The organism is Colwellia ponticola (assembly GCF_005885605.1).
In the GTDB taxonomy this organism is placed as follows: Bacteria; Pseudomonadota; Gammaproteobacteria; order Enterobacterales; family Alteromonadaceae; genus Colwellia; species Colwellia ponticola.
In genome coordinates this window covers 1-24,115 of sequence record NZ_SZVP01000007.1, presented here as the reverse complement: position 1 = coordinate 24,115, position 24,115 = coordinate 1, and the positions used below count along the sequence as shown (strand labels likewise).

Below are 24,115 nucleotides of genomic sequence, written 5' to 3'. Positions count from 1 at the left end.
TAACGGTTAAATCTAATGCCCGGTCTTCATATCCGGGCATTTTTGTAGTACAAATACTCTAATCACGTTATAGTTATTTATGTAGTGATATAGAGCTAATAAGCCTCAATAATAGGGCGAATAAGAGTAAATAATTTTAAAACCCTTCTAACCAAGACAAAAAAGTGAATTTGAACACCATGACAACTTACAATAGTAATACTTTTCAAGGCCTTATTTTGCAATTGCAAGATTACTGGTCACGTCAAGGTTGTGTAATAGTACAGCCTCTTGATCTAGAAGTTGGGGCCGGTACTTTCCACCCGATGACTTTTTTACGTTCAATTGGTCCTGAGCCAATGAGCAGCGCTTATGTACAACCTTGTCGTCGTCCTACGGATGGCCGTTATGGTGAAAACCCAAATCGCTTACAGCATTATTACCAATTCCAGGTCATGCTAAAACCTTCACCAAAAAACATTCAAGAGCTTTATCTTAATTCACTTAAAGAATTAGGAGTAGATCCACTGGTACATGATATCCGTTTTGTCGAAGATAACTGGGAATCACCTACATTAGGTGCTTGGGGCTTAGGCTGGGAAATTTGGTTAAATGGTATGGAAATATCGCAATTTACTTATTTCCAACAAGTTGGTGGTCTTGAGTGTACACCTGTTACCGGTGAAATTACTTATGGGCTAGAGCGCTTAGCGATGTATATTCAAAATGTTGATAGTATTTATGATCTTGTTTGGACCGATGGCCCGTTAGGTACGGTTTATTATCGTGATATTTTCCATCAAAATGAAGTAGAGCAATCCACTTATAACTTTGAACATGCTGATGTTGACTTTTTATTTAAGCAATTTGATCAATGTGAAAAAGATAGCCAAAAACTGATTGAAGCTAACTTACCTTTACCTGCTTATGAACAAGTCATGAAAGCATCACACGCCTTTAACTTACTTGATGCTCGCCATGCTATTTCAGTAACAGAGCGTCAACGTTATATTTTACGTGTACGTACGTTATCTAAAGGTTGTGCTCAAGCTTATTATCATAAGCGTGAAGAGCTTGGTTTCCCACTATGTAAAAATAATGATCTTAGTACTAACGACACGTTAGCTAAAGGAGAAAAGTAATGACAACAGAAACACTCCTTATAGAGCTAGGTACTGAAGAGTTGCCACCAAAATCATTAAAAACCTTAGCTATCGCCTTTCATGACAATATTAAAAGTCAGCTTGATAGCCATAATCTACATTATAGCGAGATTAAGTGGTTTGCTACACCGCGTCGTTTAGCTATACAAGTTTTTGATTTAGTTGATAAGCAAGAAGATAAAACGGTAGAAAAACGCGGACCAGCAGTTAATGTCGCTTTTGATGAAGCAGGCAATGCCAGTAAAGCCGCACAAGGCTGGGCTAGATCTAATGGTATTGATGTTAACCAAGCTGAGCGTTTAGTGACTGATAAAGGCGAGTGGTTACTTCACCGTGCCACAGTGAGTGGTAAAAAAGTTACCGAATTGGTCGCTGCTATGGTGACTACGGCATTAAATAAATTACCTATTGCTAAACCAATGCGTTGGGGGGCTGAGCGTATTCAATTTATCCGCCCAGTGCATACGTTAACTATGTTATTTGGTAGTGAAATTATTGCCGGTGAAGCGCTTGGCGTTAGTTCAAGTAATCAAGTACAAGGTCATCGCTTTCACCATGAAGGTTTAGTAACCATTAATCACGCTAACGATTACCAAGCTGAATTAGCTAAGGCTTATGTTGATGTTGATTTTAATGACCGACAAAATAAAATTGTTGCGCAAATAAAACAAGTGGCTAACGATATTGATGCAATCGCATTAATTGATGAAGAGTTACTTAATGAAGTTACTGCTTTAGTTGAATGGCCAGTGACGCTTGTTGGGACTTTTGATGAAGATTTTTTAAATGTGCCAGCTGAGCCATTAATTTATTCGATGAAAGATCATCAAAAGTATTTCCCAGTTACCGATAAAGCAGGTCAGTTGGTTAATAAGTTTATTTTTGTTGCCAATATAGAATCTAAAGATCCTAGTGCAGTCATCTTTGGTAATGAAAAAGTTATTCGTCCACGTTTAGCTGATGCCGAGTTTTTCTTTAAAACAGATAAAAAACAAACTTTAGCATCAAGACTAGAGAGTTTAGAATCTGTCTTATTTCAAAAACAGCTAGGTACAGTAAAAGCTAAATCTGAACGTATTGCTGGATTATCTCAGTTCATCGCTGAACAATTAAGTGAGAACGCTACAGACGCTTACCGCGCAGGTTTACTTAGTAAAACCGATTTACTGTCTGAAATGGTACTTGAATTTCCACAAGTGCAGGGGACAATGGGTAAGTACTATGCGTTACACGATGGTGAGAATGAAAATATAGCCCAAGCATTAGAAGACCAATACCGCCCTCGCTTTGCTGGTGATTCTTTACCTGAAGCAAATATTGGTTGTGCTGTGGCTATTAGTGATAAAATCGATAGCTTAGTAGGTATCTTTGGTATTAATCAACCACCTAAAGGCGATAAAGACCCGTTTGCACTTCGACGTGCAGCCATTGGTTGTCTTCGTATTATCATTGAGAAGCAGCTTGATTTAGACCTTGCTATGTTAATTAACAAAAGCATCGAATTATTTGGTGATAAGTTAGTTAATAAAAATACCGCCAGCGACGTACTCGACTTTATTATGGGACGCTTCCGTGCTTTTTACCAAGAGCAGGGGATTAGTGTCGATGTTATCCAAGCTGTATTGGCTAAAAAGCCAAGTGCGCCATTGGATTTTGATAAGCGTATTAAGGCGGTAAGCTTTTTTGGTGAATTACCTGAAGCTGCAACATTAGCAGCAGCGAATAAACGTGTAGGTAACATCTTAGCTAAATTTGATGGAGAGCTTTATCAAGTATTTAATACTGATTTAGCCACAGAGCAAGCTGAACGTGACTTAGCTATTATCTATCAAGATATCAGCTTAAAAGTTACCCCCTTAATGGAAGATAAAAACTACCAAGCGGCACTGTCTGAATTAGCACAACTGAAAGCACCGATTGATATATTCTTTGATAATGTGATGGTGATGAGTGATGATGAGGCAGTCAAAATTAACCGCTTAACGTTACTTAACGAAATAAGAAACAGTTTCTTTGCGATTGCTGATATATCAGTACTGCAGTAGTTATTTTTATAAACAGATAAGTACAAAATATTAAAAAGGTCATGGCAACATGGCCTTTTTTTTATGACTAAAATTTAGTCTTATAAATCACACCTTAGTCAGTACATAACTTGAGCTAGATCAATGATAATAAACTAGATAGGCGTAAGGTAAAATAACTTATAAACAGAGTAAAAATAGATGATTTATAACATCTACAGGTAGGGGTTGATATGCATACTAAAGAAATCACCGTATTATTAGAAAATAAAAAAGTACAACTAACAAAACGTATTGCAGCAATAGAAGCTGATTTTCATAAAGGTAGATCACAAGACTTTTCAGAACAAGCCACTGAAACAGAAAATGATAGTGTATTAGACGAAATACACCATGAAGCTAAGGTAGAGCTAAGTCTTGTTAAGTCAGCATTAAAGCGTATCGCAGATGATTTATACGGTCATTGTATTACATGTGATGATGCGATTAATCCTGATAGATTGTTGGCATTACCTTACACCACTACATGTATTAAATGCGCACAGTAACAGCTAATAATTCTAGTAAACTTATTCAACATTAACAGATATGACTACTCATTTTGGAGCAGATTATGACAGTAGAAAAGCATGACTTACACCATGAATTCCCTAACTTAACTGACGAAATTCATCATTTAAAAATGCATGATAACCACTTTGCTAAGCTCTTTACTGAATATCACGATATTGATCAAGAAATTCACCGTATAGAGCAAGGTGTCGAAAATACCAGTGATGACTATTTAGAGGGCAAAAAGAAACAAAGGTTAAGTTTAAAAGATAACCTTTTTGTTATGCTAAAAAAAGTACAGATGCCCGCTTAACATCAGTTAGTCTCACTGAACCTCATGAGCTACCACAAACTAAAATCCCTAACACCTTCAAGGCTTAGGGATTTTTTAATTAAAGCAAGTATCAAAAATCTCTACGGGCAATAAGTTATTTATTACTTTGTAAAAAGCAAATGAATTTGTTATTACTAAGGGGTTATCTTTCGAGGTTAAATTTTGTTTAGACTAAAAGTATTTTAGTCGCGGTGAATAGTGTGTAGTCTGTTCATTCAATGTAAATACTATTTAACAAAAGCTGCCAAAACAATCTCTCAAGATCAATAGCTCCTAAGGAGCGTATCATTGGTTATATGACGTAATGAAAAAGTTAACTCTTTTTAATCACATACATAAAAGGCAGGGTGTTGGTTTGTTGAGCGATCAGCTCATGTTCCATAAATCGACAAAAACTGGGTATGTCTCTTGCCGTAGACGGATCATCACAGGTTATCAGTAAGGTTTCACCACTGGCAATTTTTCGGATGTTCATACGTACCATCATCACCGGCTCCGGACAGCGAAGACCTATGGCATTTAATGTGTGGTCAGTTTGTTGAAAAATAGTAGTAGGCATAGTGGTACAAATAGTAATAAGTATTGTATAAATAGTAATAAAGTAAATAAGCTGCTAATTATACCTTATTCAGGCATTTCAATATAAGTAATAAAGTGAGATTAATCTTGAAAGTAATAGCGTCTGTTCTATATAAGTTACTTTATAATCGCGTCAAAGCACTAAGTCATTATTCTATAAATATATTTATTGATGCTTGAGGTGCCAGTGAATAATATAGTTAACGGTTTATTATGGTTAGTGTTTACGCTTACTTCAATAAGTGTATCTAGTACAAGTCATAGTTTACAAATAGAGACAGATGTAACGCAACAACAAGTCTTTTTAAAAGCTGAGAAGCTTTTAACGCAAAGTAACTCAGCACAGTATAAAAATTTATATAAGCAATTACATTACTATCCCTTGCAGCCATATTTAGATCAGCAACGGCTAATGAAAAATATGCAGTTGTCTTCGGCAGGTGAAATTGGCGCTTTTCTGAAAAAATATCAACACACCCCTTTAGATTGGCCATTAAGAAAAGCATGGTTAACGTTTTTAGCTAAAAAAAAGCATAGTGCACTTTTTCTCGAATATTATCAAAGTACCAGTAATACCATTTTAACTTGTCAGCAGTTGACCTTTTCGTTACAAGTGGGCGAGCCAGCAAGTGTTGTCTTACCGCAAGTGAGTAAACTTTGGTTAGTGGGTAAGTCATTAGATAAAGTCTGTGATCCATTAATTCAGCAATGGCAACAAGCCGGTTATATAACCGATGAAATAATATGGCAACGTATAGTTCTTGCTGCTGATGGTGGACAACATACTTTAATTCCTTATTTAACTAATTTATTGCCAAAAGATCAGCAATATTTAGGTCGATTATGGCATCAAGTACGCCGTGATCCGGCGACAGTAACTAAGCACGCTAAATTTATTAACAAATCAGTAAAAGAACAGCAAATATACACTTACGGTATTAAACGTTTAATTTGGCGTGCCCCTAATCAAGCCTTGGCAAGTTATGAAAAGATTCAGCAAGTATTTAACTTTTCAATAGCACAGCAGCAACAAATAACAGAGAAATTTGCTGTTGCCTTAACCAGTAAGAATCATCCTAAGGCAAGGTATTGGATGGCAAAGCTTGAACCCATTAATGTTGGACGTAATATTTTACAATGGCAACTCATTGAAGTACTTAAGCAGCAAAATTGGCAAGCCGTGCTGACTGAATTAGCGCTAATGCCAGCAAACTATAAAACAGAGTTACAGTGGCAGTATTGGTATGCAAGAGCATTAATTGAAACTAATCAGTTAACCGATGGGTATAATGTGATGAGTGATTTAGCCAATAAGCGTCATTACTATGGCTTTTTAGCAGCTAGCTACCTTGATACGCCAGTCAGTTTGCAAGATAAACCTTTAGCGATAACTAACAGAGAAAAAAATGACATATTGTTATATCCCTCAGCAAAGCGAGCGTTTGAATTATATTATTTAGGACGTTACATAGAAGCACGTCGAGAATGGCGCTATTGGCTAAAACAACTTAATGACCGTGAGAAGCTTGTTGCAGCAAAATTAGCCAATGAAAACGGTTGGTTTGACCGAGCAATATTTACTTTGTCGCAAGTAGGTTACCTTAATGATGTTGATCTACGTTTTCCTAAAGCCTTTGATACAAAAATAAATCAACATGCCAAAAAACAAGCTATTAACCCCGCATGGGCTTTTGCTATTGCTCGTCGAGAAAGCTCGTTTATGACCGATGCCCGCTCACCTGTTGGTGCTAAAGGGTTAATGCAGCTAATGCCTAATACAGCAAAACAGTTAAAACGCGGTAGTGTTAGTAGAAAGTACTTATACAATGCAGAAAATAACATTAAATTGGGCACCCGATATTTACGTAAACTTTTAGATAAAAACAAAGGTAATCAGGTACTCGCTACGGCGTCTTATAATGCCGGGCCCTATAGAGTAAAAAGTTGGTTAAAGAATAGTAAAGCTATGCCTGCTGATATTTGGATAGAAACCATCCCGTTTAAAGAAACGCGCAATTATGTTAAAAGTGTTTTAGCGTATCAAGAAATTTATCAGCATAAGCCAGGGCAGGTAAGTAGTGTGTTCGAGCAAGTTATTAATATGAGTATTGGTCATTAACCTTATCAGTATCTAGGTTTTTCAATGCCACTATTTTTGTTAATGCAAAATTTTCTGTACATTTACACTGCTTCAAGGGATTTGGCTAGCGTTCTTAATGATCTCAATAGTGTCGCTCTTATCGGGTATGCTATCATGAGACAAATTTTTTGAAGGCCGTCTTTTGGAGACAAAATATATGACAACACTTAATGTAGAAGTTAATGCGCAAGTTAACGAAAAACTGGCCGCACAATACCCAGCACATATTGCTCAATTACAGCAGACTACTAAAGCAGTGCTTGCACGTGAAAATTTAGAAGGCATTGTCATACATTCAGGACAAGAGATTAAAATTTTTCTTGATGATAATAGTTATCCCTTTAAAGTTAATCCTCATTTTAAATATTGGTTACCACTGATTGATATCCCTAACTCATGGTTAGTGGTAAATGGCGAAGACAAACCAACATTGATTTATTATCAACCGGTTGATTTTTGGCATAAAGTTACCGTCTTAGATGAAAGCTACTGGGGTGAGTTTTTTAATATTAAAGTGTTAACCAAAGCCAGTGAAGTGGAGAAATTACTCCCCTATGATAAAAAAGGCTTTGCCTATATTGGTAGTCATATTGAAGTTGCTACCGCTCTAGGTTTTGAGACGATTAATCCGGAACCTTTACTTAATTATATTCATTACCATCGTGGCTATAAATCAAAGTATGAACATGAGTGCCTTCGCCAATCAAATATATTAGCGGTTAACGCACATCAAGCGGCTCGTCATGCCTTTTTACAGGGAGATAGCGAATACGATATTCAGCAGGCTTATCTTAAGTCTATTGGGTACGGTAGTAACGATACACCCTATAATAATATTGTCGCCTTAAACAAAAATTGTTCAATTTTACATTACATGTCGTTAGACAAAGAAACTCCGCCGGTACACCAATCATTTTTGATTGATGCGGGTGCTAACTTTAATGGTTATTCAGCAGATATTACTCGGACTTATTCATATAAAAATGACAAGTTTGCTGAATTAATTGCGCGTATGGATCTGTTAATGCTTAACGCCGTCGATGGTTTGAAGCCAGGGCTGAGTTATGTCGATTTGCATATTCAAGCGTATAAAGCGATAGGCCAAGTATTACGTGATTTTAACTTTATTAATGTTGACGCGGATACTGCGGTAGAGTCAGGTATTATTTCTACTTTCTTTCCTCATGGTTTAGGGCATCATTTAGGTTTACAGGTACATGATGTTGGTGGTTTTATGGCTGATGAACGTGGCACTCATGTGAACACACCAGCCGCGCACCCTTTCTTGCGTACTTCGCGTGTTATTGAAGCTAATCAAGTGTTTACTATTGAGCCTGGACTGTACTTTATTGATTCATTACTTGCTGATTTAAAATGCTCTGCTAATTCGGACCAAGTTAATTGGCAAAATGTTGATGAAATGCGCAGTTTTGGTGGTATTCGTATTGAAGATAATATTATTGTCCATCAATCACATAATGAGAATATGACTCGGGATTTAGGCTTAACTTAATGAACCTAGTGAGTTGCAACCTACTGTGAATAAATCCTATCCTATAGCGGTTAATAATGTTGAAGATGAAAGCATTATTAACCGTAGCCGTTTTATCTGTTATTTACGACCTTGTGAAAATATAGCGCAAGCAAAAGCACAGCTAAAAGAGCTACAGCAACTGCACCCGCAAGCGAGTCATCATTGTCATGCATTTTTAACTAAAGCGGCTGATGACAGTCAAGGTTACGGTTTTTCTGATGATGGTGAACCAACAGGTACGGCTGGAAAACCTATGCTATTAGCCTTACAAGGTGGTGGTATAGGGCAGGTCTGTGCAATTGTTGTTCGCTATTTTGGCGGTACTAAATTAGGCACAGGTGGTTTACAACGTGCTTACGGTGGTAGTGTTCGCCAAGCATTAGCACTTTTACAGTCAAAAATTAAAATAGCGATGGTGCACAAAACCTTAGCATGTCAATATAGCCAAGTAGACGATGTTTTGCATCTTCTTAAGCAAGTTGAAGGTCAAGTCATTACGCAAAATTATCAGCAAGCAGTGCTTTTTCAGCTTGCTATCCCGTTTGAAAAACTGGGCTTAATGCAAGATAAATTACACACCTTGTCGTCAGGGCAATTAAAGTTAACGACAGTCGAATAATAAACCGAATAAGAAAAATAAAACGTGCAATATAAAAATATTATCCGAATTTTAGGTTTGTTGGTGGCGTTGCTTAGTGTAACCATGTTACCACCAGCATTAATTTCATTAATTTATCGTGATGGTGGTGGGTTACCTTTTATTCTATCTTTTTTATGGTGTATAGGTACGGGCTTTTTAGCTTGGTATCCTTACCGTCATGAAAAAAATGATCTCAAAGCCCGAGAAGGCTTTTTAATTGTCGTGCTTTTCTGGCTAGTACTCGCTAGCTTCTCTGCTATTCCTTTTATATTGTTAGAGCAGCCAAACCTATCGACTACTGATGCTTTTTTTGAAGCATTTTCTGGCTTAACGACCACCGGGGCGACCATTTTAAATCGTATTGATGGTTTACCCCATGCAGTCTTGTGGTATCGCCAGCAGTTACAATGGTTAGGTGGTATGGGGATTATTGTTTTAGCCGTCGCCGTATTACCTATGTTAGGCATTGGTGGTATGCAGTTATATCGCGCTGAAACTCCTGGTCCGGTTAAAGATTCAAAAATGACTCCGCGTATTGCCGATACCGCAAAACATTTGTGGTATATCTATTTAGGGTTAACTATTGCCTGTGCGCTAGCTTATTGGCTGGCTGGAATGTCAGTATTTGATGCTATTTGTCACTCTTTTTCCACCATAGCCATTGGTGGCTTTTCTACACATGATGCCAGTATGGGGTACTTTAATAGCCCGACTATTAACTTAGTTTGTGTCACCTTTTTACTTATTGCGGGGGTTAACTTTGCCTTGCATTATGCGGCAGTACAAAATAAATCGCTTAAAAGTTACTTCTTTGATCCAGAGTTTAAAGTGTTTATTAGCATTCAAGCGTTGCTGACGTTAATTTGCTTTACCGTATTGTTAACAAGTGGTACCTATCAAGATGCCGATCAAGCGTTTGATCAGGCCTTATTCCAATCAGTATCTATTGGCAGTACGGCAGGTTTTGCCACCACCTCATTTGCCGATTGGCCAACGTTATTACCTATGTTACTTATTTTTTCTAGTTTTATCGGTGGTTGTGCGGGCAGTACTGGTGGTGGTATGAAAGTGGTTAGGGTGATATTACTTTACTTACAAGGCTTGCGTGAATTAAACAAGCTAGTACATCCTCGTGCTATTTTTAGTATCAAATTGGGTCGTAAAGTATTACCTGATCGCGTTGTTGAAGCCGTATGGGGGTTCTTCTCTGCTTACGCGGCCGTATTCGTTATTTGTATGTTATTACTATTGGCTACAGGTATGGATGACATTACCGCTTTTACTGCGGTTGCCGCTTGTATCAATAACCTTGGTCCCGGATTAGGTGAGGTTGCTGCTAATTTCTCATCCATTAATGATATGAGTAAGTGGGTGCTGATTATGGCGATGTTGTTTGGTCGTTTAGAGATATTTACTTTACTGGTTTTATTTACACCAGCTTTTTGGCGTTCATAAGTAATATCACTCAAAGACTATATACCCTTTCTACTTGAAGGTATTTAGCTAGCAGTTAGAGTTATCAATGCCTTTAGGAAAGGCATTGATTATAGAAACGTTAAGTCCATAACTATCGATATTTTCTCACTAAGCGATATTATGTTTACTATCAAACGCTCCAATAAAGCTTAACGGCATATAAGCTGCCAGCAGTGATAGAGCTTAGAAGTAAATTGGACTCACTTGGAATAACTTTTCAATATCAGAGATGTAGCGTTTATTGACTAAAAATAAAATAACGTGGTCTTCTTCATGAATAACAGTATTTGAGTGGGCAATTAATACTTCGTTATCACGAACAATTGCTGCAATCGTTGCACCAGGTGGTAGTTTGATCTTTTTGATAATACGACCCACTACTTTAGAGGATTTTTTATCACCTTTAGCAACAATTTCAATAGCTTCTGCTGCGCCACCACGTAAACTATAAACATTATTAATAGCACCACGTCTTACATGAGTTAATAACGCGGAGATAGTGGCCTGTTGCGGTGAAATAGCAATATCAATTGTACTGCCATGGATTAGGTCAATGTAGGCATCTCGTTGAATGAGTACCATGGTTTTGCGAACGCCAAGCTTTTTAGCGAGCAGTGAAGACATAATATTAGCTTCATCATCGTTAGTAACCGCGATAAAAATATCAAACTGATCAATATTTTCTTCGGTGAGTAAGACCTGATCAGAAGAGTCACCGGCAAACACTAAGGTGTCATTTAACTCTGATGTTAACTCTTCAGCGCGTATTGCCGAGCGCTCAATAAGTTTTACTTGATGATTTTTTTCTAAAATACGCGCTAACCCCGCACCAATATTACCGCCGCCAGCAATCATTATGCGTTTATAAGCTGACTCTAGTTTTTGTAATTCATTCATCACTGCACGAATATGAATACTCGCCGCGATAAAAAAAACTTCATCGTCTGCTTCAATAACTGTGGTGCCAAGCGGACGGATAGGTTTACCATTTCGGTAAATTGCAGCAACACGGGTATCAACATTAGGAATGTGATCTTTGAGTGTGGAAAGAGCATGACCTACCAGTAGGCCACCATAATAGGCTTTTACCGCGACTAAGCTGACTTTGCCTTGTGCAAACTCCAATACTTGTAATGCGCCAGGGTAATCAATTAAGCGTACAATATCTCGGGTAACTAATTCTTCAGGGGCAATAATATGATCAATAGGAATGTGGTTTTTATGAAAAAGTTGTTCAGCGTATTTTAATATTTGATTAGAGCGAATTCGGGCAATCTTTTTGGGTGTATTAAATAAGGAAGAGCATATTTGACAGGTAATCATATTGGTTGCATCGTCACTGGTGACAGCAATAACCATATCAGCATCTTCAGCGCCAGCAATTTTTAAAACATCGGGGTAGCTACCTTGGCCAGTAACCACTTGTAAATCCATTTTATCTTGTAATTCACGTAACTTTTCCCCATCGATATCAACGACTGAAATATCGTTATTTTCACCAACAAGGTTTTCAGCCAACGTACCGCCAACTTGTCCTGCACCCACTATGATTATTTTCATGTGTTACTTTCTGCTTGTGTTATTTAATATTATTGGAGCTTTAACAGTTTGGCGTAATAAAAGCCGTCCATGTTTTTATCGTCGGGTAATAATTGCCAACCGACTGCTTGTTCATCAGTATCTGCGTTATCAGGACTAATGGCAATTAATTGTACGTCTTGATTTTGTGCAATAAAACGTGAAATTTGCTGACAATTTTCTTCAGGTAAAATACTGCAAGTTGCATAAACTAATGTGCCACCAGGCTTGAGTAATGACCAAATATTATCAAGGATTTGCTGTTGTAATATGACTAACTTGTCAATATCATCAGCTTTACGTAACCACTTTATATCGGGGTGGCGACGAATAACGCCAGTACCAGAACAAGGTGCATCAAGTAAGATGCGATCGAACTGTTCACCCGACCACCACGCTTTACTAGCTGCGTCGGCAGCGATAACGTTAGCGCTTAAGTGCAAGCGTTCTAGGTTTTCATGTACTCGCGTTAGTCGACTTTCTTCAATATCGATTGCGGTCATTGAGGCAATAGTAGGGGTCTGCTCAAGTATATGACAAGTTTTACCACCAGGTGCTGCGCAGCAATCAAGTACGACATCATTGGGTTGGCAGTCGAGTAAGCGCGCAGCTTGTTGTGCAGCAGCATCTTGCACGGAAACCCAGCCCTCATCAAAACCAGGCAATTTAGCAACATCTATTGGTTTGACTAGGGAGATGGCATGAGAATTAGGCTCAATAATAGCAATATCGATATTAGCTTCATTAAGGAGCGCTTGGTATTGTTCACTAGTATGGTGTTGTTGGTTAGCACGTAACCACATGGGGGGTCTTTGTTGATTTGCTTCGAGTATTGCTTGCCACTGCTCAGGATAGCCTTGTTGTACTTTTTTAATAAACCAGCCAGGGTGATTGTATTTAATTGGATCAGGTAGACTGTTATCTATTTTATGCGTTTGTTTGCTTTCAGCTTCGAGCGTACGTAGAAATCCCCTAAGTACAGCATTAACAAGGGCTTTCATATGGCGGTTTTTTAACACACTGGTTGCCGCCACGGTTTCACTTACCGCGGCATGATCAGGTATGCGCATATATCGTATTTGATAAACACCGACTAAAAGCAAAAAGTGAAAGACACGTTGCTTCCCTTTTAATGGCTTTTGCATTAAATGTCGTACATCGTTTTCTAGTTCAGGTAGGTAGCGAAGTACGCCGTAGCACATTTCTTGGAGTAAGCCTTTATCTTTACCGATTAACTTATCTTGTTGCTTGGGTAGTTCATCACTTAAGCTTCGGCCTTGATCTATCACCGCATAACAACATTTTGCTGCTAGCGCTCTACTATTCATTATCATTATCGTCTTAACCAAGCTTGTTTATATTACTGCCGACAACGAACCAATCGCTGCGACCGTTAAGGAGATCTTTTACGGGTAATGCTTTTTTACCTGGTAATTGAATCACCTCTAGGCGTAGTGCACCATTTGCTGTTGCCACTTCTATACCGTTTTTGTCTGCTTTTATAATGGTCCCAGGCGCGGCATTACCTTGATACTCTTGTACTGATGCTTGCCATACTCTTAATGTGTGTTGTTTCGGCTCTGTTTCTGACTCAGTAAAGGTAAATTGCGCAACAGGCCAGGGTATATAAGCTCTAATTTTGCGGTGAAGTTGTTCCGCACTTAGCTGCCAGTTAAGCTCAGCTTCGGCTTTATCAAGTTTTTTCGCGTAAGTCGCTAATTCATTATCTTGAGCAATATTGTGGTCACTGGCTTTATAGTTAAGCTGTGCCATCAGGTCTAGCGTTTCCAGTAAGGCGGTAGGGCCTAGGTTAGCCAGTTTTTCATAAAGACTGGCGCTAGTGTCTGTGTTTTCTATATCACACTGCGCTGTTAATATCATGTCGCCAGTATCTAAGCCTTTGTCCATTTGCATAATAGTGACACCGGTTTTATTATCTCCTGCTTCAAGTGAACGCTGAATAGGTGCAGCACCACGCCATTTCGGTAAAATTGAGCCATGGACATTAATACAACCTAAACGTGGGGCATTTAAAATAACTTCGGGTAATAATAAACCATAGGCAACTACCACCATAATATCAGCATCATATTGTGCTAATTGTTGCTGAGCGGCTTCACTTTTAAAATTAACTGGCTGCTCAACGATAATGTTATGTTCTAGTGCGAGTAATTTGGTTGTACAAGCGGTGAGTTTTTTGCCGCGGCCAGACGGTTTGTCAGGCGGACAATAAACAGCAATCACATCATGTTTACTATTAATTAATGCTGCTAGATGTTGGGCGGCAAAGTCTGGCGTGCCGGCAAAAATTACTTTTAGTGGGGTAGTCAATGTTATTCCTATTGTTGCAAGTGAGTAAGTAAATACTTACTTGTTGTTTTTTTCAAGTTTAGCTTCTTTTTCAAGCTTTTTTTGAATGCGTTGACGCTTAAGTGGCGATAGGTAATCAACAAATAAGATCCCATTTAAGTGGTCTATCTCATGTTGTATACAAATACTTTGTAATTCAGTCGCGTTTAAGGTGAATGCTTTGCCGTGACGGTCAAGAGCTTTTACCGTACAAGTATCATGGCGGTCTACTTTGGCATAAGTGCCAGGAACTGATAAGCAACCTTCTTCATTAATAGAGGTTTCATCACTGCGAGCAATAATTTCAGGATTAATGAGTACCCAAGGTTGATCATTATCTGCAGAGGTATCCATTACCACGATACGTTGATGAATATCGACTTGAGTCGCAGCAAGGCCTACACCTTTTTCTGCGTACATAGTTGCCAACATATTATCTATAGTTGTAGCTAGGTCATCGGTAATATGAGTAATAGGTTGCGCTTTTGTTCTTAAACGCGGATCAGGAAAACGTAATACAGTTAAAATAGTCATGTTTTTTGTTTACAGAATTTTTTTAAAGAATTAGCGATAATTCAGCGAGAATGTTATGTTTTAATTATATACTCAAGTAACTCTAACTGAAACCTGCATTTTTTAAGTCGCTCGGTATTACTCAAACTCACAGTACTTGGGTATAAGTATTTAAAGGAATGAGCTCTATGCTTAAAAAAATTATATTTATATTATCTTTATTATCTTTATTATCTTTATTATCTTGTTCATTATTAACCTTGGCTGAGCAGATTAAATTGAATGATGATGCTCCTAAAACATATGTCGTTGTTAAAGGTGATACCTTATGGGATATTTCAACACTATTTCTGCAACAACCTTGGCTATGGCCTAAGCTTTGGCGTTTAAACCCAGAAATTAATAACCCTCATTTAATCTATCCCGGTGATATTTTAAAACTTGTTTTTGATGATAATGGTGAGCCAATGCTGGTATTAGAGCCTGTAAAACCAAGTTATAAGTGGTCGCCTCAAATCCGCCAAGAACAAAAGAAAGACTCTGCTATTACTTTGTTACCATTGGCAGTGATTGCCCCCTTCATTAATTATACTAACTTACTGTCTGAAGATGAGCTTGAAGTATTACCCTATATCATTGGTAGTGATGAAGGCTACAGAATGTCGATAAAAGATTTTAACGTTTATGTTAGTGCAGATTTAGATGTTGCACATAGTTATGCGATTTACGATAAAGGTGAAGAGCTTTTTGATCCTGAAACAGGGGACTCATTAGGTTTTTATGTCAATTTAGTCGGGACAGGTCAAGTATTAGCACGTGGTGATATAAATAATGATATTCCTTCGACTATAAATGTTAGTGAGGCAAAAAGAGAAATACAAACGGGAGACTACGTAATCCCTGTTAATGATGGGCAATTATTTCCTGCGGTATTTTCGATGAAAGCAGCTCATGAATCACTTCGTGGCGCTATTGTCAAAGCGATAAGTAATGGTCGTGAATTTGCTAAACTTGAGGTTGTGATGATTAATCGAGGTATTGAACATGGTGTTACGGTCGGTGATGTTATGGCGATAAAGCGTAACAGTCCTGCAGTGGTTGAGACGGGTAGTGGTCCTGCTTATAGTGCTGAAACTTCACGCTGGAATAAAATGACTAGCGCTGATTATAAAATGCCCGTAGAGTCTCTAGGTAAGTTAATGATTTTTAAAGTTTATCATAAAGCTAGTCTGGCGCTTATTCTTCATACCGATAAGCCAGCTAGAATAAATGACTTAATTACTGCGCCATAATAAAGACGAATAGCAAAGCTGTACTGGCGGCGATGCAATCTACTTTCTAGATACTGAGTGTATGACTTGTGCTTAAGGAGAAGGCAAGTAATGATTGATGACAGTAAAAAAGCGAATCAACATAATATAAAACTCTGGTTAGCGTTAAAGCTTGTCCCCAGGTTAGCTATTCACAAAAAAATAGCGCTTGTTGAAACCTTTGGCCTAATGGCGTTATTTTCGGTAGACAATACACATTCGATACTCAGTTCAGCAAATAATCTCAGCGTAAAACAACTTAGCGCTTTTTATCAGCCAGACTGGTCGAAAATAACACAAATTATCCAAGCAAGTGAGTTATGTAAAAGTACGATTGTGTGCTTTGATGATGCTCGCTACCCTCAATTACTTAAGCAAATTTATGATCCCCCTTTAGTCCTGTTTGTTCAGGGTAATTCTTTATTACTTAATGCTCGACAGCTAGCGGTAGTTGGTAGTCGTTCTGCAAGCGCAGGGGGGCGAGATACGGCCTTTTCATTATGCCAACAGCTGTTACAACACAATTTTGTTATTACCAGTGGCTTAGCTCTTGGTATTGATGCAGCAGCTCATCGTGGTGCCCTGAGTCAACCTGCAAGTACTATTGCAGTAGTTGCTACTGGGTTAGACCAAGTATATCCAGCTCGGCATTTATCTTTAGCGCAGCAAATTATTGCCTCAAATGGCGCTATTATCAGTGAGTTTTTACCTGGCACACAAGCAAGAGCTGGGCACTTTCCTAAAAGAAATCGCCTAATTAGTGGTTTGAGCTTAGGCGTTTTAGTCGTAGAGGCGGAATTAAAAAGTGGTTCTTTAATTACCGCACGCTGCGCATTAGAACAAAATAGAGAGGTGTTTGCTATTCCCAGTTCTATTGCAAACAGGCAAGCTAAGGGGTGCCATTGGTTAATTAAACAAGGCGCTAAACTTGTGGAGCAATGTGCCGATATAGTAGATGAGTTCAATTTTACTCACCAAGCTAGTCTACACTTAAATAATAGTGAACAGTCTTTAATATCAACTAAACAAGGCACTTGCGCGAGTTCTGATGAAATAAAGCAAAAAAACTTGTGTAACGATGCGTTGTTGGATAATGTGGGATTTGAAGTTACTCCCATAGATAAAGTAGTTTCACGAAGCGAACTTCCGGTTGAGGAGGTATTAATTCGGTTAACAATGCTTGAACTAAGTGGTCTGGTATCCGCAGTACCTGGAGGCTACATTAGAACGCAATAAAAAGTATAAGGGGTTAATTATGTTTGATATCTTAATGTATCTTTTTGAAACATATATCCAAAATGAAGCCGAAGCAATGGTAGATAATGAGTTGTTAACTGACGAATTAACTCGTGCTGGTTTTCATCAGGATGAAATATATAAAGCATTAACTTGGTTAGAAAAGCTTGCTGCTTTACAAGACACTGACGCTTACCCTTATCTTACCCGTGTTGGTAGTAAATCTGTACGTATTTATACCGCAGAAGAAATGCAATTACTTGATACTGAAAGTCGAGGCTTTATTATGTTTTTAGAGCAGGTAAATGTACTTGATTTTACCACACGTGAAATGGTAATCGATAGAGTTATGGAACTTGATACTAAGTACTTTTCTATGGATGATCTTAAGTGGGTTATTCTTATGGTATTATTTAATGTGCCGGGTAAAGAATCTGCTTATTCACAATTAGAAGATTTAATATTTGAAGAACAAGAAGGTCCGCTGCATTAATAACATCTATTAAGCAGCCATTATTAACTCTATGTTATTATGCTGTCTATTTTGTTAACCGTTACTGAGCAATATGCTCAGTAACATTTTGTGGCATAATGGTAGCATACTCATCTTATACGCAATTTCCAATAATGTCTGATTCCGATAAACCGCTTTTTACTCATCACGAACATGCTTTAGATAAAGAATACCATGTGTGCCCTGAATGTGGTTCAGAGTTATCAATTAAGCATGGTAAGTCAGGTACTTTTTTAGGTTGTGTAAGTTACCCTAACTGTCAATATACTCGCGCCGTGGTTGAGCATGAACGGGTTGAAGATAAGCTATTACCTGGTAGTGAGTGTCCATTATGCGGGCATGTGTTAGCGGTTAAACAGGGGCGCTATGGTATGTTTATTGGTTGTAGTAACTTCCCAGCATGCCATCATATTGAACAAGAGCCGCAAGAGATAATAGAGAATGTGGTCTGTCCAAGTTGTAATAAAGGCTCACTGCAAGAAAAAACCAGTCGTTTTGGTAAGAAATTCTATTCTTGTGATGCCTACCCCAAGTGTAAATTTGTTGTTAATCATGAACCCGTTGAAGGTTGCTGTGAAAAATGCCATTTTCCTTTGTTATTAAAGCGAAATATGGCGGCTGGCATTAAGTATCAGTGTGCAGATAAAAAGTGTTCTTATATGCAAAAATTATTATAATCGAATTATCTGCATAATATGACAAACATAAAAAAGACGCTAAAAAGCGTCTTTTTCAATTACCAGCATAATGAATGCTTAACTTAACTTTTCTAAATAGTTTTTGGCGAAGTCAATAAGATCAGGATAAGCTTTTTTATCAAGTATCTTAGCTAATGTTTGTAAATGTTCAGCTAATTGTAATTCAGTATCACCGCTAACATTGATATGACCCATTTTACGACCTACACGTTTACCTTTGTTATACCAATGGATAGTAGCACTTGGTATCGCAAGGACCTCATTAGGCACGCTATCTTCACCAATAATGTTAATCATTGCTGTGGGGCGAATCAGTGCAGTACTACCTAAAGGTAAATCACAAATAGCGCGTAAATGATTTTCAAACTGACAGGTGTCAGCACCTTGTTGCGTCCAGTGACCTGAGTTATGCACTCTAGGAGCAATTTCATTAACCAACAGTTGCTCACCAACTTGGAAAAACTCAATAGCCAGCACACCAACATAGTTGAGCTTATCAGCTAAGGCTTTAAATACTGCTCCTGCTTGCTGCTGTAATTGTGAATTAACAGTTGCTGCAACCGATACACTTAAAATACCGTTGGTATGGTGGTTTTCAGTTAATGGATAAACCGCAGTATCGCCATTAATTCGGCGAACTCCAACTAACGAAACTTCACGATCAAATGGCACCATTTGTTCAGCAACAATACCTTGCTCAACACTTGTTTGTGAAGCAGTAAGAAAGTCAGCCATATCTTGCCAAATAACATCGGCATCATCAGTAGACTTTAATCGCCACTGGCCTTTACCATCATAGCCATCAAGTGCAGTTTTAAATATAATAGGTAAGGATAAGCATTTAAGCGCTTTATCAAAGTCACCTTTATTATTAATAAAGTAATGATTAGCGTTACTGACATTACAAGACTTAAGCAATGCTTTTTCTAGTCGTCTATCTCCACCAATTTTAATGGCGTTACTTGTTGGAAACAGTTTATTAGATAGTTCGCACTCTGCTAATACATCATGTGCTACATGTTCAAACTCTGCGGTAATTACGTCGGCATTAGTAATGCCGTCTTTTAAGTCGCCATAGATACGATCAGGGTAAATAGGGCTAACGACCTTATCAGTTCTGACATCAAATGCTTTAACATCTAAATTTAAAGGTGTGCCCGCTAATTCCATCATTCGAGCTAATTGACCTGCGCCAAGTATGAGAACTTTATTCATGAGGTATCTTTATTCTGCCGGGTTTGGGTTAGCAAGTATTGTTTCGGTTTGATTTTTACGAAACGCTTCTATATTTTTTTGGATTTGAGCATCGAAAGTCCCAATAATTTGTGCGGCTAGTAAACCGGCATTAGCAGCACCGGCAGTACCTATAGCTAAGGTTCCTACTGCAATTCCTTTAGGCATTTGTACAATAGATAATAAAGAATCTTGACCATTTAGTGCTTTCGACTGTACAGGCACGCCAAGTACAGGTAAACAAGTATAAGCAGCAGTCATACCAGGCAAGTGAGCAGCGCCACCAGCACCACCAATAATGACTTTAATACCTCTATCTTTCGCGCCTTCAGCATATTCAGCTAACAAATGAGGAGTACGATGAGCAGAAACCACTTTCGTTTCATACTTAACACCTAATAGATCAAGCATTTCTGCCGCATGTTGCATTGTTGGCCAATCAGATTTTGACCCCATGATGATACCGACTGTCATGAACTTAGCCCTTAAAAAGAATTGAATATTCTTCTATATATGAAGAAATTAAAAAATAAGCTAGCAATTATAACCTTGTTTCACTCAATACGGAATATAGAACTCCACTATCCAGAAATTAATCTATTATTAGCTATTCATTAAAAGAATTTAGTAATATTATCGTCGATATCATTATTAATAAAGGGCTTGTTTGTGCAAGAAAAGAATGTAGAAGATGTTTTTCAACAAGGAGGCATTATTGCTTACCCTACAGAGGCTGTATTCGGTCTTGGTTGCGATCCCGACAACGAAGTATCACTAAAGCGTTTGCTAAAGCTAAAAAACAGAACAGCTGAAAAGGGGCTTATTTTACTTGCCGGTAATTATACTCAACTATTACCGTATATTGATGAAAGTAAAATACCACAAGATAAGCGTAATACCGTGTTATCGAGATGGTCTGATGGCGTTACTCAGTTAATACCTAAAAATGAGAATATCTCGCCATTATTATCTGGGGCTTTTGACTCCATAGCCGTAAGAATTACCACTCAACCCGATGTCGTTGCTTTGTGTAATAAAACCAATAAACCTATAGTATCTACCAGTGCTAATTTATCTGGGCAAGAGCCTGCTAAAACATGGCAGTTATTAGACCCAATACTCAGTCACCAGGTCGACTTTATTGTTAAAGGAGTCACTTTAGGGCACAGTTCTCCATCAACCATTATTGATGCCTTAACAGGACGAGTTATCAGAGGGTAGCGAATATGTTACTTTCAAAATCTGTAACCTCGTATTACTAAGTTGCTAATAAAGATATAGACTAGTGATAACAATATGATCGAGATCAAAGTATCGCTTAGCGTGATATAAAGTGCTTGTAAATCTTGCGCTAGATCAAGTATTTTTAAATCAATATGATTATTATATCTTTAACTACTTTAAGGATAACAAATCATGAAAAAAACATTATTAACAGTCGCTTTATTATCAACCCTTTCAACTGCAGCGTTTGCCAATCAAGCTGGCGATATTCTTATTCGTGGTGGTGCTACTATGGTTTCACCAGATAGTGGTCAATCTGCTATTTTATTAGGTGGTTCTAACGCAACAGGCGCTTCAATGAGCGTTGATGATAATACTCAGCTAGGCCTAAATTTTGTTTATTTCTTTGATAGCAACTGGGCTATTGAGCTATTAGCGGCAACGCCATTTACTCATGATGCAACTTTACACGATCCAACAGCGGCTTTAGGTGGTGCTTTGGGAGTTCCTGGTGGTCTAGATGGTGCTAAGTTAGCTAATATAAAACATTTACCGCCAACATTAAGCGCATTGTATTACTTTGATACAGGTACAGCCTTTAAACCTTATGTTGGTGCAGGTATTAACTACACAATCTTTTTTGATGAAAAATTTGAGCCTGCACCACAAACTTTAGGGTTAAGTAATTTAGAATTAGATGGTTCGTTTGGTTACTCTGTGCAAGTTGGTGCAGATTATGATTTAGGTGATAACTGGTCAGTAAACGTTTCAGCTCGTTATATTGATATATCAACAGATGTAACTTTTGATGTTGGTGGAGATAGTATTGGTAGTGCAACTGTTGATGTTGACCCTATGGTCTATTCAGTGATGCTTGGTTATACTTTCTAACGATAACGTTTCGGCTAATTTTCAAAAAATAATAAAAGCGGTAACTTTTTTCAAGGGTTACTGCTTTTTTGTGTTCATTAATTATTGATTCAGTTAGGCTATAGCAATACGTTAATTTACTTGAATGACTATGACTCAACAGACTTTAGATCAATATCGCGTTTTCGGTAATCCTATTGCCCATTCACGCTCACCAGATATTCACCATATTTTTGCTCATGAAAGCCAACAAAACATTAACTATCAAAAGCAGTTAGTTGATATTGACGGTTTTGCTAATGCAGTCACCGATTTTATTAAGCAAAACGGCAAAGGCGCTAACGTCACCGTGCCATTTAAAGAACAGGCACTAGCACTATCCGATGAACTCACTGAGCGTGCGCGTTTAGCTGGGGCGGTAAATACCTTGAGTTTTGTTGATGGCAAGATTAAAGGCGACAATACTGATGGAGAAGGCTTAGTACAAGATTTACTACGCAATAATGTGAAATTGAAAAATAGTCGTATTTTATTGCTCGGTGCTGGTGGTGCAGCCAAAGGGGTTATTTTACCTTTATTAGCGCAACAGCCACAAAGTATCACTGTAGCTAATCGCACGTTTAGCAAAGCGGAACAGCTTTGTTTGCAATTTGCAGACCCTAGAGTCACTGCCTGTGGTTTTTCAATTAGCGCCGATAACACCTTTGACTTAATTATTAATGCCACCTCCGCTAGTTTATCGGGTCAATTACCACCTATCCCTGCTCAATTAATTACCCCGTCAGTGGTTTGCTATGACATGGTTTATGGTAAAACCTTAACACCTTTTCTAGTGTGGGCTAAACAACAAGGAGCCAATCAAGTGATTGACGGTTTAGGTATGCTAGTAGGACAGGCGGCAGTAAGCTTCTCTATTTGGCGAGGTGTTACCCCTGCGGTTGAACCTGTCATTAGCGCATTGCGTCATGCCCTAGAAGTTGAAGCATAATGAATCAAGCTATTCTATTTAACGATGATTTAAGCTTTGATAAAACAAATGATGCCTATTGTTTGACGGCGTTATTAGCGGGTGAGCTTATTACTATTTATTTTCACTCTACTGGGTTAAAGCCAGGCGATGAAATAGATAGCTGTACTAAGTTTGACTTAGAAGAGATCGTCGAACTCTGGCTCGAAAAAAATGAGCCAGAGGGTAATACGATTCATATAGAAATGCGTTAATGACTTAGCTATTTTGGGTTAATGTTTAACTCTGCAAGATAGTCATCTTTAAGCTCAGTATAATTAATAGCAGATTGTTTTAAAAAAGCACTTTCACTTTCTTTTAATGGTCGTGCTTTTTTCATCGGATTACCGACATATAAAAAGCCGCTTTCTAATACTTTATTGGGTGGTACTAAAGTACCAGCTCCAATAAATACATCATCTTGAACTACAGCCCCATCCATAATTATCGCACCCATACCAACCAGGATTCTGTTGCCAAGCGTACATCCATGTAACATACATAAATGCCCAATTGTTACATCCTCACCAATAATTAATGGGTTACCTTCAGGGTTGTTAATGCTTTTTCGGGTTACATGTAAAACGCTACCATCTTGAACATTAGTGCGCGCACCAATCGTTATAGTGTTTACATCACCACGTGCAGCAACTAAAGGCCAAATACTTACATCATCAGACAACGTAATGTCACCAACGAGAATTGCTGAATCATCAACAAAAGTATGTGTACCTAGCTTAGGAGTAATGCCCTTATAGGGGCGAATATTGGTAAAAGACATAATAGTACCTGTTGTTATGTAGCATTTATAAAAGAGTTAACACTAAAAATAACATAGGCAATTAATAAAAGCAGTAAAGTGAATAATCAAACCTAATTAGCAAAGATGCAGTCGATAGCTAAATAGCATGTATTGTGAACACTCAGGGTAAAGCGTATACAAGGTCTGTGTGAAATTAAAGCAAGGTAAAAGTATTAGTCTTTTTCGAAAGAAAAAGGTTGACCAACAAACTGAAATCTCTATAATGCGCTCCAGTTCCAAGGGGTTCACGCAAAATGAACCATCAACGAACTGTTTTGATAGGTTATCTCTTACCTTTTAAGGTAAATCTGTTAACTTAACGTGAACTTTTAAAATGTTTTTAAAATACTTTAAAATAAAC

Annotated in this window: 24 protein-coding genes; 16 read left to right on the top strand and 8 right to left on the bottom strand. The window is 38.0% G+C overall.

The window, feature by feature from the left end:
- Positions 1-179: 179 nt before the first annotated feature.
- The 4 genes from glyQ (at position 180) to FCS21_RS09010 (ending at position 4,031) form a co-directional block, all read left to right on the top strand.
- Complete coding sequence (gene glyQ / locus FCS21_RS09025) at positions 180-1,121, top strand: glycine--tRNA ligase subunit alpha (protein WP_138622582.1); 942 nt, start codon at positions 180-182, stop codon at positions 1,119-1,121.
- Positions 1,121-3,187, top strand: coding sequence for a glycine--tRNA ligase subunit beta (glyS, locus tag FCS21_RS09020; protein WP_138622580.1), 2,067 nt, complete (start codon positions 1,121-1,123; stop codon positions 3,185-3,187). The genes glyQ and glyS overlap by 1 nt, the downstream gene beginning before the upstream one ends.
- Positions 3,188-3,399: 212 nt before the next feature.
- Positions 3,400-3,714: a TraR/DksA family transcriptional regulator gene (locus FCS21_RS09015; protein WP_138622578.1), complete on the top strand. Its 315-nt coding sequence runs from the start codon at positions 3,400-3,402 to the stop codon at positions 3,712-3,714.
- Between the two features lie 65 nt (positions 3,715-3,779).
- Positions 3,780-4,031 (top strand): HP1242/YdcH family protein, encoded by a 252-nt coding sequence (locus tag FCS21_RS09010; protein ID WP_138622576.1) that lies wholly within the window; start codon positions 3,780-3,782, stop codon positions 4,029-4,031.
- 334 nt (positions 4,032-4,365) lie between these two features.
- On the opposite strand, the gene tusA is transcribed toward FCS21_RS09010, so the two are convergent.
- Positions 4,366-4,611: a sulfurtransferase TusA gene (gene tusA / locus FCS21_RS09005; protein WP_138622574.1), complete on the bottom strand. Its 246-nt coding sequence runs from the start codon at positions 4,609-4,611 to the stop codon at positions 4,366-4,368.
- 207 nt (positions 4,612-4,818) lie between these two features.
- Here tusA and FCS21_RS09000 point away from each other — a divergent pair, with 207 nt between their 5' ends.
- The 4 genes from FCS21_RS09000 (at position 4,819) to FCS21_RS08985 (ending at position 10,400) form a co-directional block, all read left to right on the top strand.
- Positions 4,819-6,750, top strand: coding sequence for a transglycosylase SLT domain-containing protein (locus tag FCS21_RS09000; protein ID WP_138622572.1), 1,932 nt, complete (start codon positions 4,819-4,821; stop codon positions 6,748-6,750).
- Positions 6,751-6,928: 178 nt separating this feature from the next.
- A complete protein-coding gene (gene pepQ, locus FCS21_RS08995; RefSeq protein WP_138622570.1) occupies positions 6,929-8,284 on the top strand; it encodes a Xaa-Pro dipeptidase in 1,356 nt (451 codons plus the stop codon).
- Positions 8,285-8,309: 25 nt separating this feature from the next.
- Positions 8,310-8,924, top strand: coding sequence for a YigZ family protein (locus FCS21_RS08990; protein WP_138622568.1), 615 nt, complete (start codon positions 8,310-8,312; stop codon positions 8,922-8,924).
- A 24-nt stretch (positions 8,925-8,948) separates the two neighbouring features.
- Positions 8,949-10,400, top strand: coding sequence for a TrkH family potassium uptake protein (locus tag FCS21_RS08985; protein ID WP_138622566.1), 1,452 nt, complete (start codon positions 8,949-8,951; stop codon positions 10,398-10,400).
- Positions 10,401-10,604: 204 nt separating this feature from the next.
- On the opposite strand, the gene trkA is transcribed toward FCS21_RS08985, so the two are convergent.
- The 4 genes from trkA to def are packed head-to-tail and all read right to left on the bottom strand — an operon-like array spanning position 10,605 to position 14,882.
- Positions 10,605-11,981, bottom strand: a complete 1,377-nt coding sequence (gene trkA / locus FCS21_RS08980; RefSeq protein ID WP_138622564.1) for a Trk system potassium transporter TrkA — start codon at positions 11,979-11,981, stop codon at positions 10,605-10,607.
- 29 nt (positions 11,982-12,010) lie between these two features.
- The gene (gene rsmB / locus FCS21_RS08975) at positions 12,011-13,333 is read right to left on the bottom strand and encodes a 16S rRNA (cytosine(967)-C(5))-methyltransferase RsmB (protein ID WP_138622562.1); all 1,323 of its coding nucleotides are present in this window, start codon (positions 13,331-13,333) and stop codon (positions 12,011-12,013) included.
- A gap of 7 nt (positions 13,334-13,340) precedes the next feature.
- Positions 13,341-14,330 (bottom strand): methionyl-tRNA formyltransferase, encoded by a 990-nt coding sequence (gene fmt, locus FCS21_RS08970; RefSeq protein WP_138622560.1) that lies wholly within the window; start codon positions 14,328-14,330, stop codon positions 13,341-13,343.
- Positions 14,331-14,366: 36 nt separating this feature from the next.
- Positions 14,367-14,882 (bottom strand): peptide deformylase, encoded by a 516-nt coding sequence (gene def, locus FCS21_RS08965; protein WP_138622558.1) that lies wholly within the window; start codon positions 14,880-14,882, stop codon positions 14,367-14,369.
- Positions 14,883-15,049: 167 nt separating this feature from the next.
- Here def and FCS21_RS08960 point away from each other — a divergent pair, with 167 nt between their 5' ends.
- The 4 genes from FCS21_RS08960 (at position 15,050) to FCS21_RS08945 (ending at position 18,598) form a co-directional block, all read left to right on the top strand.
- Complete coding sequence (locus FCS21_RS08960) at positions 15,050-16,153, top strand: LysM peptidoglycan-binding domain-containing protein (protein WP_138622556.1); 1,104 nt, start codon at positions 15,050-15,052, stop codon at positions 16,151-16,153.
- 90 nt (positions 16,154-16,243) lie between these two features.
- Positions 16,244-17,407: a DNA-processing protein DprA gene (dprA, locus tag FCS21_RS08955; RefSeq protein WP_138622555.1), complete on the top strand. Its 1,164-nt coding sequence runs from the start codon at positions 16,244-16,246 to the stop codon at positions 17,405-17,407.
- Between the two features lie 19 nt (positions 17,408-17,426).
- Positions 17,427-17,900 (top strand): DUF494 family protein, encoded by a 474-nt coding sequence (locus FCS21_RS08950; RefSeq protein WP_138622553.1) that lies wholly within the window; start codon positions 17,427-17,429, stop codon positions 17,898-17,900.
- Positions 17,901-18,034: 134 nt separating this feature from the next.
- Positions 18,035-18,598 carry a DNA topoisomerase family protein gene (locus FCS21_RS08945; RefSeq protein ID WP_138622551.1) on the top strand — a complete coding sequence of 188 codons (564 nt, stop codon included), beginning with the start codon at positions 18,035-18,037 and terminating at the stop codon, positions 18,596-18,598.
- A 78-nt stretch (positions 18,599-18,676) separates the two neighbouring features.
- On the opposite strand, the gene FCS21_RS08940 is transcribed toward FCS21_RS08945, so the two are convergent.
- Positions 18,677-19,834, bottom strand: a complete 1,158-nt coding sequence (locus FCS21_RS08940) for a 5-(carboxyamino)imidazole ribonucleotide synthase (RefSeq protein WP_138622549.1) — start codon at positions 19,832-19,834, stop codon at positions 18,677-18,679.
- Between the two features lie 9 nt (positions 19,835-19,843).
- Entirely contained in the window at positions 19,844-20,326 is a 483-nt protein-coding gene (gene purE, locus FCS21_RS08935; RefSeq protein WP_138622547.1) for a 5-(carboxyamino)imidazole ribonucleotide mutase, read from the bottom strand.
- Between the two features lie 195 nt (positions 20,327-20,521).
- On the opposite strand from purE, the gene tsaC reads away from it, so the two are divergent.
- From tsaC to FCS21_RS08915, 4 genes are all read left to right on the top strand, one after another.
- A complete protein-coding gene (gene tsaC / locus FCS21_RS08930) occupies positions 20,522-21,073 on the top strand; it encodes an L-threonylcarbamoyladenylate synthase type 1 TsaC (RefSeq protein ID WP_138622545.1) in 552 nt (183 codons plus the stop codon).
- Positions 21,074-21,268: 195 nt separating this feature from the next.
- Complete coding sequence (locus tag FCS21_RS08925; RefSeq protein WP_138622543.1) at positions 21,269-21,967, top strand: OmpW/AlkL family protein; 699 nt, start codon at positions 21,269-21,271, stop codon at positions 21,965-21,967.
- 130 nt (positions 21,968-22,097) lie between these two features.
- On the top strand, positions 22,098-22,934 hold the full coding sequence (gene aroE, locus FCS21_RS08920) for a shikimate dehydrogenase (RefSeq protein ID WP_138622541.1): 837 nt from the start codon (positions 22,098-22,100) through the stop codon (positions 22,932-22,934).
- Positions 22,934-23,167, top strand: coding sequence for a hypothetical protein (locus FCS21_RS08915; RefSeq protein ID WP_118056279.1), 234 nt, complete (start codon positions 22,934-22,936; stop codon positions 23,165-23,167). The genes aroE and FCS21_RS08915 overlap by 1 nt, the downstream gene beginning before the upstream one ends.
- 8 nt (positions 23,168-23,175) lie before the next feature.
- On the opposite strand, the gene FCS21_RS08910 is transcribed toward FCS21_RS08915, so the two are convergent.
- Positions 23,176-23,733 (bottom strand): gamma carbonic anhydrase family protein, encoded by a 558-nt coding sequence (locus tag FCS21_RS08910; RefSeq protein ID WP_138622539.1) that lies wholly within the window; start codon positions 23,731-23,733, stop codon positions 23,176-23,178.
- Positions 23,734-24,115: the final 382 nt, after the last annotated feature.